The sequence below is a fragment of the Marinicella rhabdoformis genome (assembly GCF_009671245.1).
Taxonomy (GTDB): Bacteria; Pseudomonadota; Gammaproteobacteria; order Xanthomonadales; family Marinicellaceae; genus Marinicella; species Marinicella rhabdoformis.
This window is the reverse complement of sequence record NZ_VTFS01000005.1, coordinates 149,024-163,210: the sequence shown is the minus strand read 5'-3', so window position 1 is coordinate 163,210 and position 14,187 is coordinate 149,024. Positions and strand designations below refer to the sequence as shown.

Annotated in this window: 10 protein-coding genes; 1 reads left to right on the top strand and 9 read right to left on the bottom strand. The window is 44.0% G+C overall.

Translation table 11 applies throughout. The features are described 5' to 3' along the window. Positions 1–1,743 carry a M16 family metallopeptidase gene (locus tag FET73_RS12470; RefSeq protein WP_154224296.1) on the bottom strand — a complete coding sequence of 581 codons (1,743 nt, stop codon included), beginning with the start codon at positions 1,741–1,743 and terminating at the stop codon, positions 1–3. A 242-nt stretch (positions 1,744–1,985) separates the two neighbouring features. On the opposite strand from FET73_RS12470, the gene FET73_RS12465 reads away from it, so the two are divergent. Beyond that, on the top strand, positions 1,986–2,972 hold the full coding sequence (locus FET73_RS12465) for a hypothetical protein (protein ID WP_154224295.1): 987 nt from the start codon (positions 1,986–1,988) through the stop codon (positions 2,970–2,972). On the opposite strand, the gene FET73_RS12460 is transcribed toward FET73_RS12465, so the two are convergent. From FET73_RS12460 to FET73_RS12425, 8 genes are all read right to left on the bottom strand, one after another. After that, complete coding sequence (locus FET73_RS12460) at positions 2,973–3,770, bottom strand: sulfite exporter TauE/SafE family protein (RefSeq protein WP_154224294.1); 798 nt, start codon at positions 3,768–3,770, stop codon at positions 2,973–2,975. 17 nt (positions 3,771–3,787) lie between these two features. Continuing rightward, on the bottom strand, positions 3,788–5,305 hold the full coding sequence (locus FET73_RS12455; protein WP_154224293.1) for a helicase HerA-like domain-containing protein: 1,518 nt from the start codon (positions 5,303–5,305) through the stop codon (positions 3,788–3,790). 11 nt (positions 5,306–5,316) lie between these two features. Next, positions 5,317–6,684, bottom strand: a complete 1,368-nt coding sequence (locus FET73_RS12450; protein ID WP_154224292.1) for a leucyl aminopeptidase family protein — start codon at positions 6,682–6,684, stop codon at positions 5,317–5,319. Between the two features lie 78 nt (positions 6,685–6,762). Continuing rightward, positions 6,763–7,218 carry a GNAT family N-acetyltransferase gene (locus tag FET73_RS12445; protein ID WP_154224291.1) on the bottom strand — a complete coding sequence of 152 codons (456 nt, stop codon included), beginning with the start codon at positions 7,216–7,218 and terminating at the stop codon, positions 6,763–6,765. A gap of 11 nt (positions 7,219–7,229) precedes the next feature. Further along, positions 7,230–9,815: a WD40/YVTN/BNR-like repeat-containing protein gene (locus FET73_RS12440; protein ID WP_154224290.1), complete on the bottom strand. Its 2,586-nt coding sequence runs from the start codon at positions 9,813–9,815 to the stop codon at positions 7,230–7,232. A gap of 24 nt (positions 9,816–9,839) precedes the next feature. Next, entirely contained in the window at positions 9,840–11,192 is a 1,353-nt protein-coding gene (waaA, locus tag FET73_RS12435; protein ID WP_154224289.1) for a lipid IV(A) 3-deoxy-D-manno-octulosonic acid transferase, read from the bottom strand. Next, positions 11,189–11,746: an L-threonylcarbamoyladenylate synthase type 1 TsaC gene (gene tsaC / locus FET73_RS12430; protein ID WP_218944332.1), complete on the bottom strand. Its 558-nt coding sequence runs from the start codon at positions 11,744–11,746 to the stop codon at positions 11,189–11,191. Before tsaC ends, waaA begins: the two co-directional genes overlap by 4 nt. A gap of 14 nt (positions 11,747–11,760) precedes the next feature. Next, the gene (locus tag FET73_RS12425) at positions 11,761–14,184 is read right to left on the bottom strand and encodes a DNA topoisomerase I (protein WP_154224288.1); all 2,424 of its coding nucleotides are present in this window, start codon (positions 14,182–14,184) and stop codon (positions 11,761–11,763) included. Positions 14,185–14,187 lie beyond the last annotated feature (3 nt).

The following is a 14,187-nucleotide window of genomic DNA, read 5'->3' as shown; positions in this document are numbered from 1 at the left end:
TTACTCTCCTGCCTTGTCTAATCGTTTTTTCAATTGTTTGAGTAAATACTGCATAGCAGCTTGTTTGTCGGCGGGTGCTTGTGCCATGCTGCCCTCAATGCGTGCCACAATGGCAGGGAGTTGTGCAGGTGGTACCATGGCCAATTGGCCTAACATTTGTTTTACTTGGTCTTGGTCTTCTTGACTCAACGCGGCCAATTCAGGATCAACAGGCTCGTCAGACACTTTTCGCGTGTATAAAGCCGATGCTTTGAATCCTGTTAGGTATTTTTCTGCTACAGCTTGAACATCTGCTTTGGTGACTTTGTTCAGGCGTTCAAAGTTGGTATCCATGGTGCGCCAATCTCGTAAACCTTCGAAATACAACAATTGAATGGCCAAAAAGAAAGGATCTTCCAAGCGTCTGAACTGGCCAGCTGCACTTTGATTTAACTGTTTTTCTAGTTCATAATCAGTGATGCCTTCATCAATGATTTTTTGAACCTCTTCAAGTAAAGTTTTCTTCAACAATTTTGGGCTGATGCCTTTTTTACCATTGGCAGCAACGGAGAAGCTGCCATCAAATTTTTGGGTATTACTTTGTGCTGAAGCGGAAGTTGCAATTTGGTCTTCTAAAACCAATCTTTTATAGAGTCGGCCAGTTTTTCCTGACAAAACGCCGGCCAAAACACTCAATGCGGGATCGTCTTTACCGCCAAAAGCTGTGGTTCGCCATTGGATGGTGGCCGATGGAGGCGCATCAACTTCAGTCTCATAGTTGAAATCGCCCAATAGTGGCATGCCCAAAGTGATGACATCATCGGCTTTTTTACCATTTGAAGGTATGCGGCCGAAATATTTTTTAGCCATTTTGATGGCTTCATCTTCATCAAAGTCACCAACCAATGCAAAAGTTAAGTTATTAGGTGCATAGTATTGGTCAAAATAATTGGCAGCTTGTTCACGTGTGATGGCAGAAATATCAGAAGGCCAGCCAACCACAGGCCAACCGTAAGGGTGACCGCGCCAAAACATGGAGTTAAAGACCTCATCTTGTGCACCCGTAGGGGTAGACTCTGTGCGCATGCGGCGTTCTTCATAAACCACATCACGTTCTGAATAAAATTCACGGAAAACCGGTTGAGACAAACGTTCTGACTCCATCCACATCCACATTTCTAGTTTGTTCTTGGGTACACGAATAAAGTAAACAGTCATGTCTTGGTTGGTAAAAGCATTCATGCCAGAGGCACCCGCTGCGGTATACACTTGGTCAAATTCATCTTTAACTAAGTTTTCACGTTGCTTTTCGATCAACGCATCAAACTCTTTTTGTAATGCTTTCATTTCGTCGTCTTGTAGCTCGGCATCTGTTACAGATGCTCCATAACCTAAGCGTACTTGTTCACGGTAACCACGTTCTTTTTCAATCATTTGATTACGGATGTCATCTAGCTGGCCTCGGATTTTGTCATCCAATTTGGCTTTTTTGACGCCTATACGAGGAGAGCCTTTGAACAGCATGTGTTCAAATAGGTGTGAAATACCCGTGATGCCTGGTTTTTCATTGGCAGACCCAACTTTAGCGACCCAGCCGCCGACAATGTTAGGTTGGCCAGGCTGTTGGACCATTAAAAAGGTCATGCCGTTGTCTAAAACGACTTCTTTGACGCTGTCTTGCAATTTTGTAGTGGCCGCTTGTGTCATTGACACAGACAACAAACACAATGCCGTAGCGACACGTTTAAGCTTGGTAAAAGCCATGTGTTAAATCTCCCTAATAATTGAATGGATGAGGCGTGTTTCTACGAATATTTTAAAAATTAGCGTTGATAACCTGCCCAAATGGAGTTTTATTTTAACGCAGCAAGTGCGTGCTTCTCAAGCCCTGTAAAACATTAGAAAAATCAAATCATGGTGTCACTAAAGATATTAAGAAAAAATTTTTCAATCTGGGTGTGAATTGTGAAAAAATAAAAAATAATTTTATTTTGGGTATTGGGTTTATGGCTTTATTTTTTCAAATCATTGGCAGCATAGTGGTTGCTATTATCTTGATTATTGTTGCAATTTATTTGTTTATCAGAATCAAGTTTAAAAGTGCTTTGGAGTTGACGAATTCAGAGTCGATGACGCCTATGGTTGTGCATTTGAATGAAAGTTATGATACGGAGTGGCTACAAGAGGACGGTTCACAAGAATTAAGTAAAGCGTTGGTGCGACTGGGGTTTGAGAAAGGGAAAGTGTACGATGTGATTGGGATGCCTGATGTCAGTTTGCAAGCCTTTTTTAACGAGGGTGTTTCAGCGGTGCTATATAAATACCCTTTGGTCGGTCATTGGGTAGATATGGTGTATTTAGGTGAGTCTGGTGAAGATGTAACAGTCACCAATGCGGTTTCAGGCTCTGAAATAGATTCACGTCCTGAATGCACAAAAGTTCACCTGACTGGGGCGTCAGTTGAGGACTTATGGCAAAGGATACAAACCGAGTGTGAAGGGATGTCTTCATCTGATATTACCGCAGAAAATTTCAGGGCATTTTTCGAAACAGCTTATCAAAAAGACATGGCCTTTATTGCCAATAAAGGGGGGGTGACCCGAGCCGAGTTCATGAGGGTTCACAGAAATAATCCTGTAAAGATTTCGGATGAAAATTTAGAGGCTGCATTCTTAGAAACCAAGTTGCAAGAAATTGAACAATGGCATGAAGGTATTTTCAGTGCCCATGAATTAGAAGATTATGAGCGTGAAGAAATTTATTTTATCGTTCCTGAGACCGCCTATTCACGTGCATTTCTTCAGTATCTGGCTGATTATGATGTGATACCCGAGGAAGCAGTGGCGTCTTTAGGTGATAAATACCTCAATACGCCTGTGCCACAAATTTTTTCTGAGATTAATAACGGCTTTTCTGAAAAGTTAAGAGCCAATCATGTGACGTCTGTTGAGCTGCCACTTAAAGCAGCGGTTTTCAGTAAACCTTACGTCTAATCAGTCCAAGGTCAAATACATTTTAAAGGCGAGTAATACCAGTAATATTGAGAACACTTTTTTTAATATGCCCACAGGCAGTCGGTGGGTCAAATACGCACCGAAGGGTGTGGTGATTAAGGCACCCAATGTCAATGCCACAGTTGCTGGCCAATATACCAGTCCAATCAATTGATGATGCTCTTGATCTTGGTTTGGCGAGAGTGTGGCCATGGTCAGCGTACCAGCCAATGCAATGGGTAACCCCAAGGCTGCTGCAGTGGCTATGGCTTTTTTGATGTTAATCTGGTGCCAGTTTAAAAAAGGGACTGTAAAGCTGCCGCCGCCGATGGCCAACAATGCAGAGAAAAATCCAATCATTGAGCCGGCGAGACTTAATTTAAATCGGTTGATGTGTTGTTTTTGTCCTTTGGGCTTGATGTTAAATGCCATTTGACAGGCAATAACACACATAAAAAACACAAAAATCACAGCCAATGCCTTTGATGACAGTGTGATGGCAAGTAGAGCGGCTATGAGGCTTCCTGCAGCCACAAACGGTGCCATGCGATAAACAATAGGCCACACAATGGCATCATGTTTGTGGTGGCTGTAGGTGCTGATACTGGCATTGAAAATAATACAGGACAAAGAAGTGGCCAGGGCCATGTGAACCACTTGACTAGCATCATACCCTTGGTGAATGAAAAATGCAGTCAATGCGGGCACCATGATGCCACCCCCACCAATCCCCAATAAACCCGCAAAAAAGCCAACCACCATGCCCAAGCCAACTAACAAGGCCAATTCAATAGACATGGTTAATTAAACAGATTTTAACGTTTACGACCAAACAACGCCTTCCATACGGCATTCACCGCTTTGGTGGTGAATTTACGGCCAAGCGATTTACCCATTGATTCCAAAACGGTGTCACTGCGACGTCCTCGACTGGATGTTTTTTTGCTTCTGTAGCGGCTGTTTTGCTTTTCTTCTTGTGCTTGTTTAGCTGCTTCCTTTTTGGCCTGTTCAAGCTTGGCTTGTTCTTTGGCTTTTAGTTCGGCGAGTTCAGCGGCACGTTTTTGTAACTTTTCGTGGGCAGATTCGCGGTCTAAATCGGTATCGTATTTGGCCCCAACAGGAGAACGTTTCATGATGGTGGCACGTTCTTCAGTTGTGGCAGGCCCCATGCGACAACGGGGAGGTGCAATTTTAACGCGATCAACGATTGAAGGCGCACCTTTGGCTTCCAGTGTTGAAACCAAAGCTTCTCCAACACCCAGTTCTGTGATGACTTCGGCTGTATCGAGCTTGGGATTGGGCCTGAAAGAATCAGCAACTGCCTTGATGACTTTTTTGTCTTTGGGCGTGTAAGAACGCAGTGCATGTTGAACTTTGTTGCCTAGCTGTCCTAAAATGTTTTCAGGGATGTCACCTGGTGATTGGGTACAAAAGTATATCCCCACACCTTTTGAACGAATCAACCGGGCTACTTGTTCAATGCGACGTATCACTTCTTTTGGCGCATCTGTGAATATCAAGTGGGCTTCATCAAAAAACAGTACCAACTTGGGTTCAGGTAAATCGCCCACTTCAGGCAAAGTTTCAAACAACTCAGTCATCAACCACAATAAAAACGTCGCATACAGTTGTGGCTTCATCATTAAATCGCGGGATTCCATGATGCTGATGATGCCGTTGCCCTGCATGTCTTGACGCATCAAATCGACCAATTCTAAAGCTGGTTCACCAAACAGCTTTTCAGCATCTTGGGATTCTAAATTGAGCAGGCGACGTTGAATGGCACCAATTGATGCATTGGTGATGCGCCCATATTCTGATGAAATGGCTTTGTAATTTTCGCCCATGTACTTCAACAATGAAGTCAGGTCTTTGAGGTCTAACAGTGGTAAGTGATTGGTTTCTGCATATTTGAAAGCCACTGCAATCACACCCTCTTGAACATCAGATAACTCAAGCAAACGACTGAGGTACAAAGGTCCAATTTCCTGAATGGTGGTGCGGACAGGATGACCATGTTTTTTGAATATATCCCAAAAAATGGTCGATGAACCTTCATACCTGTAATTTTCAATGTTCAGTTCTTTGGCGCGGTTATCCAAAAATTCTTTTTGCTTTCCTGCTTGGGACAATCCAGAAACATCACCTTTGATGTCTGTGACAAAAACAGGTACGCCCATTTGGCTGAAGTTTTCAGCCAGCACTTGTAAAGTCACGGTTTTACCCGTGCCAGTAGCACCCGTAATTAAACCGTGTCGATTGGCAAATTTGCCAAGGATGATGGCGGGTTTTTCGCCTTGACCAAAATGTAAATTATTTGCTGTGTCAGACATGTTTTTTTCAGTTAGATATATGATTTAAGCCAATGGAAAACGGCCACTAAACTCAGCGCCTCTCCACCTTCGATACCGCCTGTGCGGTCGCCAAAGTTCCAACCATAGGTGTCGATGTGGATCCATGGAATGTCTTCTGAGATAAAGTGTTCTAGGAACAATGCGGCCGTTATGCAGCCAGCTTGTGGGATGGAGCCACTGTTGGTTAAATCTGCAATTTTGGGTTTTATGTACTTGTTGTATTCACGGTACAGCGGCATGGGCCAAGTGTTGTCGTGGGTGAGCAAGCCCTGGTCATGTATGCCTTGGTTGATTTCATCACGGTTGCTGAATGTGGGGGTTAATGTAGGGCCTAAAGCCACACGAGCGGCGCCTGTTAATGTGGCGAAATCAATGATCAGGCTTGGATTAAATTCAGTCGCATAAGTCAAAGCATCTGACAAAATCACGCGACCTTCTGCGTCGGTATGACCAATTTCAACCGTTTGTCCAGAACGTGTGGTCACGATGTCACCTTGCCGATGTGCATTGCCCGCAACGGCGTTTTCTACTGCTGGAATTAATACCTGTAACCGCACTGGTAATTCATGGTCAATGATGAGTTTGGCTAAACCCAAGACGTGAGCGGCACCACCCATGTCTTTTTTCATCAGCTTCATAAACATGCCTGTTTTCATGTTGTTACCGCCTGTATCAAAACACACACCTTTACCCACCAATGTGATACGTGGGTTGCTGTCATCACCCCAGTTCATTTCTATCAAACGTGGTGATTTATGACTGGCACGTCCAACCAAATGTATGGCTGGGAAGTTTTGTTTTAGTAACTCGTCACCCACAATATGTTGTGTTTTGGCATCATGGTTGCCCGCAAAATTATCTACCCATGCGGCCAACTCGGTAGGCCCCATGTCATCAGCGGGCGTATTAATCAAATCACGAACCCAATGAGTCGCAGTCACTTCAGACAGTACTGTTTTGTATTTATCTGTGTCAGAGACCACTAAATGAGGTACTTCTTGGTTGGCTTTATAACGTTCAAAACGGTAACAAGAAAAGCCCCATGATTTAATCAGTGATTCATTGGCCTGGGTGTCATCAGAAGCCACGTGGTAATCCAGTAATGGCAGTTGATTGATGTTGGCGCCCACGGTATAGGGGTTCAAGTCATCAGCCAAGATCAAATAGACTTGCGACAATGTCCCATTGGCGTGGTAATCAAGGAAAAATTGGCCCACATTTTGTCCAAAACCTTGGCTTTCAGTGGCGTTTTTGAGGTAGTTATTTTGTTTTGATAACCAGTTGTCATACTCAGATAATAAGATGGGAATGACAGGGATTGAGTGGGTTTTGTGTTCTGTTGTGATGCAATTGAGCATGAGAATAGTCGCTGCAAAAGCATCATTATAACCTGCATGTTTTGGTTTATCGAGCCACAACCATACAAAGGACGGGTATTATCTTACCGGCCGATAAACCATGGTTTGGTGCGGGATGTCATCTTCTAGGTAGAAATTACCAGTATTAGCAAAGCCCAAGTTTTGATAAAAATGAGTCAGGTAGGTTTGTGCCGATATTTCGATGATGGTATTGGGAAAAAGTAATTGTGCCTGATCAATCGCATATTGCATCAATTTTTTACCCCACTTATCCTTACGTTGCGTTTCCGCCACCACCACACGGCCAATACTGACATGTTTATCTGGATGCAACACAGGCGGTAATATGCGCGCGTAAGCAAACAAATGTTCATCCGTTTCCGCCCACACATGATGCGTCAAGGCATCAAGACCATCCATGTCTTGATAAGCACAATTTTGTTCAAGGACAAAGACCTCGCTGCGAAGTGCTAATATTTGATACAGTTGAGTGGTATTCAGCTGTTCAAATGTGGCCGTTTTAAAATCATTCATGTTTTACTCGTTTATTTGCGTTCAAATCCATCCGCGAAAATAATATCTGAAATGATACCATCAGGCAAAGGCCACACATAGGCACCACGAGAACGCGTAAAAGCAGCCAATGTAGAGAAGCCGCGATCTATGGTTATATCCCAGATCATGACTGAAGGTAAACCCGTTGTAAACCGATACCATGTTGGGCTGCTGTCGCTGATGTTTTCAGTATAGTAGAGTCCCCAATCTGTACCTGCGAATACCATCTCAGTGAAATTGGGATTGACCATTACACTGTTGACTGGAATGTTAGGTAAGTCGCCTGATTTATCTTCCCAGGTGAAGTTTACACAATTGGTATCACAGCTGATTTGGAATACATGACCCGGTGTGGCGGGGGTGTTTTGATCAAAACCGCCAACTGCAGCATAGCCCACATTTTGGTGAGAAACCACATCCAAGATTGGACGGTTAGGCAGCACGGCGTTGTTGTCTGTGACATTGACCCAATTAGCTGAATTAGCTGAACCTGCACCCATGTTAAATCCATAATAGACATTGCCGTCATTGGTGCCTACTATGGCGACTGAGCCGTCATTCATGTCATAGTGCATTTGGTTGATAATTGACCGATCTACCAGTACGCCCTTGGTCAAATCTGGGCTGTTGATATACCAACTGTTGTTATTCAGACCACCGGTTGTGGTTTCCCAAATGCGGTAAGTACCGGCCATTAATTGGTCACAGGTATTCCCGGTACAATCATGTTTGTTGAGATGGAATGGAAAAATAAACGGGACACGACTGTCACCACTCCATGGGCTGACACCTATGTTATAAGATCCATTTGGGCCTGTGGTGCTGATTCTCATGTTACCGAATTGTGATTCTACATATATGCGCTGTTCGTTGATGGGTTCTAAGGTGGCGTATATGCCATCGCCACCATTGACCCTATTCCACGCTTTGGCTGTTACAGTTTCTTGGTTCCAAAGCACGGACATTGAACCATTGTCTTGAGCCCCGCCGACGGCTATTTGTTTGTCAGCAGTGGCAAAATTGGCTGAAATGTCACCAGAATAAAATTCCACACCATTGATGCTGTCGTTTAATTGGGTGTAAGAGATGTTTCTGGGGTTGGCTTCATCGGCATTATCAGTGAAGTAAACGCCACCGTCTGAACCGACCAATAATTTGGTTGGGTCTCCTGCAACATAACTACGGGCATGGTGATCAACATGAACAAAATCACCTAAAGAGCCACCGCCATAACCACAGGTGCTGTTGGTGAATGTGTCACCGCCATTGCTGGATTTAAATAAATCCACTGCTGACAAGAACAGCTCATCAGGGTTGGTGGGAGAAATTGACATGCCCATATCGTACCAAGCTTGTGAACCACTGCCTGAACAGCCTCCTATGTCTGAACTGCTGGCCACTTGTGACCATTGGGTGCCACCATCGGTTGTTTTCCATACGCCTCGAACTGAGCGGTTTGAGATATCTGCTACCTGTGCATACAAAACCGAATCATCAGATGGCGCCATGGCCAAGTCTATGCGACCAATGGAATTTGTCGGAAAAGGTGTGCCTGCTGAGGTGCCACTGGGCCAGCCATTAGTGCCCGTGGTAACTGATTGCCATGTGGGACAGCCTGAAGTTGGAAAGGCGGTCTTGTAAATACCATTGGCACCGTTTTGATCTAGGTCTGGTTGGACTGTGGTGTTGTGGCCTCGTGTACCAATCGCGGTATATATATTACCATTGGCATCGACTTCTAAACCGGTGACGTCTTGTCTTTGGTCAGTGAATGAGTTGCTCAGGCATGGGCCTTCCCAAGATGAGCCATCATCATAAGAAAAAAACAACCCAGTTTTGGTGCCGACCACAATATGTGTCGAATCGTTGGGGTTGGTTCTGACTTTTCCAATGGCTTGGTATTGTGGAAACACTCCTGCTGCTTGATTATAGTAGGGTGCAAATTCAACTTCACCCAGTAATTCCCAATTGTTCCCAGCATCTTTGGAGCGCATTAAGCCGGCACTACCAAAAGAATAAGAGCCATAACGTAAATCACCGGTACCCGCGTAAATGATGTTTGGGTCATTGGGGTCTAAGTGCAAGTCACCAATCGCGCCGCCAACCAAAGGGGCCTGGTCGGTGACCACTTCCCATGTGGTGTTGGCATCACAGCAAGTGGTGGTTTTCCATACCCCGCCTCCATCAATACCAAGATAAGCTGTGGTGGCATCGCTTGGGTGTGAAACGATAACGTTAACCCTGCCTGTAAACTTTGAGTTGCTCCCTGCATTAATGGGCTTTGGCCCCAATGCGGTGAATCCATTTGAGCTCAGTTGGTTGATGCTGCGGTTGAGGTATTTGCCTTGCGGTGTTTTAATACTGTGTTTGTTGTGTTCGGCTCGGGATTGAGCGAACCAAATTGGATCTACTTTAGATGTTGGGTAGCCATAACGCTGTGCCCAATAGTCGCCACGCATGGGCTTTTGGGCGTCAGCCCATTGGGGGTTATAGTCAGCGTGAGTGCTGGGTTTGTTGGGTGATTGTTGGCAGCCACAAAGGGCTAAAATTAATAGTGACAGTGATTTTTTTAGCATGGCTTCCTCATTTGTGGTGGTTGGCTATTCTGATTTGTTTGTAGATTTTAATAGTTTTTCAGGGTAATTATTGTGTTGAACTGTATCGGGTAATTGTTTGTGATTCATGATGGTGTCTATCATCATCATGGTTTTTTGAACTGTGCCTTTGTGTTCATTAACTAAATTATAGGCAGATTGTCCCATCCTTATTCTGACAACTCGATCTGCAATTAAACTGTCCATCGAACGAATGATGTCGTTGGCATCATGGACTAAAAATGAACCGCCACAGTCATTGAGTAACTGGGTAATCTCTTCAAAATTATGGGTGTTGGGACCCACCAAAACAGGCAATGAAAACACGGCCGCTTCTAACACATTATGGCCGCCAATATCGGCCAATGAACCACCAACAAAGGCGATGTCACTGGAAGCATAAAACTCTAATAATTCCCCCATGGTGTCGACCACAAACACATCTGTATCTATATCACTCAAGCCATCTTCACTGCGCAATTGGGTTTGAAATCCTTTGTTTCTGCATGCCTGTGTGGTGCTTTGGAAGCGTTCTGGGTGCCTTGGAACAATCACCAACATCAAATCAGGGTGACGTTGTTTAAGAACCGCATAGGCATCTAAAATCTCTATTTCATCTTCTAAATGTGTACTTGCAGCAATCCAAATTAAACGGTTTTCAGGGTAGTGGCTGCGAATGTCACGGCCTTTTTTAAGAATTTCTTCTTCGATGATGATGTCAAATTTCAAGCTACCAATGACAAAAATGCGTTCTGGTTCACATCCCAGCTGTATCATGCGTTTGGCATCTGTCATGGTCTGTGCAGCTACATACCGGGTGTTGTTAAATGCCTTGGCTGCCAGAGACTCAACCCAGCGATAGCCTTTCATTGACACCTCAGATAGGCGGGCATTGGCAACAACAATGGGAATACCTCTTTTCTTACAAAACCGAAATAAGTTAGGCCAAATTTCGGTTTCCATGATAACCGCCAAGTCAGGTTTGGTCTTTCGTAAAAATCGTTTAACGGCGCCGGGCAAGTCATAGGGCAAATAGACATGGAACACTTGGTCACCAAAAATTTGTTGTACGCGATCCGATCCCGTTGGTGTGATGGTAGTCAGCACAAAATCGTGGTTTTGGTACTGTTCCATTAAGGCTTTAATCAAAGGAATGGCGGCGTTGACTTCGCCAACAGAAACGGCATGTACCCAAATGGTCTTTTTGAGTTTTGGGTTTTTAAACCAGCCAAAGCGTTCATGCCACCTTTGCAAATAAGCTTTGGTTTTTACCCCTCGCATGAGTAAGCGAATCAAAACCACTGGCGTTAATATCGCTGTTGCCATTGAATACAATCGACTGCGTATTTCTAGTTTCATCGCAAAACCTCACCAGTATCGGCTTTTCTGATCGTACTGGGTTGACTGGCTTGTCCCAAAGGTGCGTCTAAAAAACAGTCAATTGAATCACCGAATTGCGATTGTGCTTGTTCAATGTTGGTGGCTGTAGGATGTCCACTGATGTTGGCACTGGTTGATACAATTGCATGGCCTAAGGCATCGCATAAGTATTTTATTGTGGGGTGAGTAGAAACACGAACTGCGACGCTGTCATGTTGACCTGAAATCCAATCAGGCACAGATTGTGAAGCTTGAAAAACCCACGTGTTGTGGCCAGGCCAAGTTTTGATGGCTCGTGCCAAATGATTCTGATCTTTGAGCTGTATCAATGGCAATATTTGCTGAACATGTGATGCAATTAAGATCAAGCCTTTACTGACATCGCGTTGTTTCAGTGTTAACAGCCGGCTAACTGCTGCTTGGTTTCTGTAGTCGCAACCCAGACCAAAAACGGCCTCTGTAGGGTAAACCAACAAACCACCCGTTTGGATGGTTTGAATGGCATGTTTCATTTCTTTTTCGGTGGGCATCATGTCAGCGTCCGATGTTATTTTTTAGTTGTTTTTTTTGACGCTTTTTTCTTACTGGCCTTTTTCTTCGTTGTTTTCTTTTTAGTGGTCTTTTTCTTAGTCACCTTTTTCTTGGTGGTTTTTTTAGCCACTTTCTTTTTGGCTTTTTTCTTTGTGCGTTTTTTCTTTTCTGGTGCTGCTGCTAAGATTTCAATGCATTCTTCATGGGTTAAGGCTTTTGGGTCTTGGTCTTTGGCGATTTTGCCGTTTTTATTGCCATCTGTGACATAGGGTCCCCAGCGTCCATTCAAAACTTGAATACCATCATCAAAGGTTTGGATGATCTTATTGGCGTCTGCAATTTTCTTTTCTTGCACAATAACCAAAGCTTCTTCCAAAGTGATGCTGTATGGGTCACCGTCTTTTATGCTGACAAATTTATTGTCATAGCGTACATAAGGTCCAAAACGACCAATGTTGGCAGAAACTTTTTCGCCTTCAGGTGTTTCACCTAAATGGCGCGGCAAGTCAAACAAGGCCATCGCTTCATCAAAAGTAATGGTTTCTAGTTTTTGACCTGGTAATAAGCCTGCAAAGCGAGGTTTGTCTTCGTCTTCTCGGGTGCCGATTTGTGCGAACGTACCGTACTTTCCAATGCGAACAGACAGTGGTTTACCTGATTTAGGATCGGTGCCTAATTCACGTTTGTCTTGTGCCTCTTCACGTGAAACTGACTCTTCTTTGTCTTCAATCAAAGCGATAAAAGGTCGCCAGAAATCCTCCATCAAAGGTTTCCACTGTTTCTCTCCACGAGATACGGCGTCTAAATCATCTTCTAACCGTGCTGTAAACTCGTAGTCCACATATTGGGTGAAATGTTTGCTTAAAAAGCGTGCCACTACGCGACCCACATCTGTTGGAATGAATCGTTTTTTATCCAGCTCCACATAATCTCGGTTCAATAATGTAGAGATGATGCTGGCATAGGTAGATGGCCTGCCAATGCCGAATTCTTCCAGCGCTTTAACCAATGAGGCTTCAGAGTATCGCGGTGGAGGCTCAGTAAAGTGTTGGGTGCCGAGTATTTCTTTGACATCTACCACATCACCTTTCTTTAAATTCGGTAGGTGTTTTTCTTTGTTGCTGTCGACTTTTGCATCATCAATGCCTTCTTCATAAACCGCCAGAAAGCCTTTTTCTAGAATGGTTGAACCTGAGGCACGTAAATTGTGATCACCACCAAAAGTAAAGTCAGCCGAAACCGTGCCGATGGTGGCATTGATCATTTGGCTGGCCATGGTGCGCTTCCAAATTAAATCATACAAGCGGTATTGGTCGTTGTTCATTGATGACTTAATCTGAGAAGGAATCAATGCACTGGATACAGCACGAATCGCTTCATGTGCCTCCTGGGCATTTTTAGATTTGCTTTTATAAAAATTGGGTTCAGCAGGTACTTGATCTGCACCATATTTTTTGCTGATGACACTGCGCAATTCTGCAATCGCATCATTGGCCAAATTCAAGGAGTCCGTACGCATGTAGGTGATCAGACCTTGGCTTTGACCATTAACTGTGATGCCTTCATACAACTGCTGTGCTACTTGCATGGTTTTTCTGGCGGAATAACCTAATTTTCGGGCGGCCTCTTGTTGTAATGTGGATGTAATGAAAGGCGGAGCTGGGCGACGTTTTCTTTGTTTTTGTGTTAATTCTGTGACCGTTAGTTGTTGGCCTGCTTGCTGACGCAATGATGCCAAAATGTCTTCTGCTTGAGGACCATTATTGATGTCAAATTTTTTGAGTTTTTTGCCTTCTAAAATATTCAGCGTTGAATCAAAACCCTCGTTGCCTTTAGACAGTTTGCCATGAATGGTCCAGTATTCTTCTTTAATAAAGGCATTGATTTCATCTTCACGTTCACAAATCAAACGCAATGCAGGTGATTGTACCCTACCGGCTGACAGCCCACGTCTGACCTTTTTCCACAATAAGGGAGACAAGTTAAAACCAACCAAATAGTCTAACGCACGTCGTGCTTGTTGTGCATCAACCATTTCTGTAGAGATTTCTCGTGGATTGGCAACGGCATCTTTGATGGCTGATGGGGTGATTTCACTGAAAACAACCCGCAGAACTTGTTTGTCTTTGAGTAACTTTCTATTCTTGAGTATTTCTACCACATGCCATGAAATGGCTTCTCCCTCTCTGTCCAAATCGGTTGCGAGGTAGATGGTGTGTGCTTTTTTGGCCTCTTTGACAATCGCGTCTATGTGTTTTTTATTTCTTTCGACGTCAACATATTTCAAATCAAAGTCATTGTCAGGATCGACTGCACCTGTTTTGGCTAATAAGTCACGGACGTGACCATAAGAAGCCAAGACCTTAAAGCCTTTGCCCAGGTATTTTTCAATGGTTTTTGCTTTCGCAGGTGATTCTACAATGAGTAAGTTTTCAGCCATGTT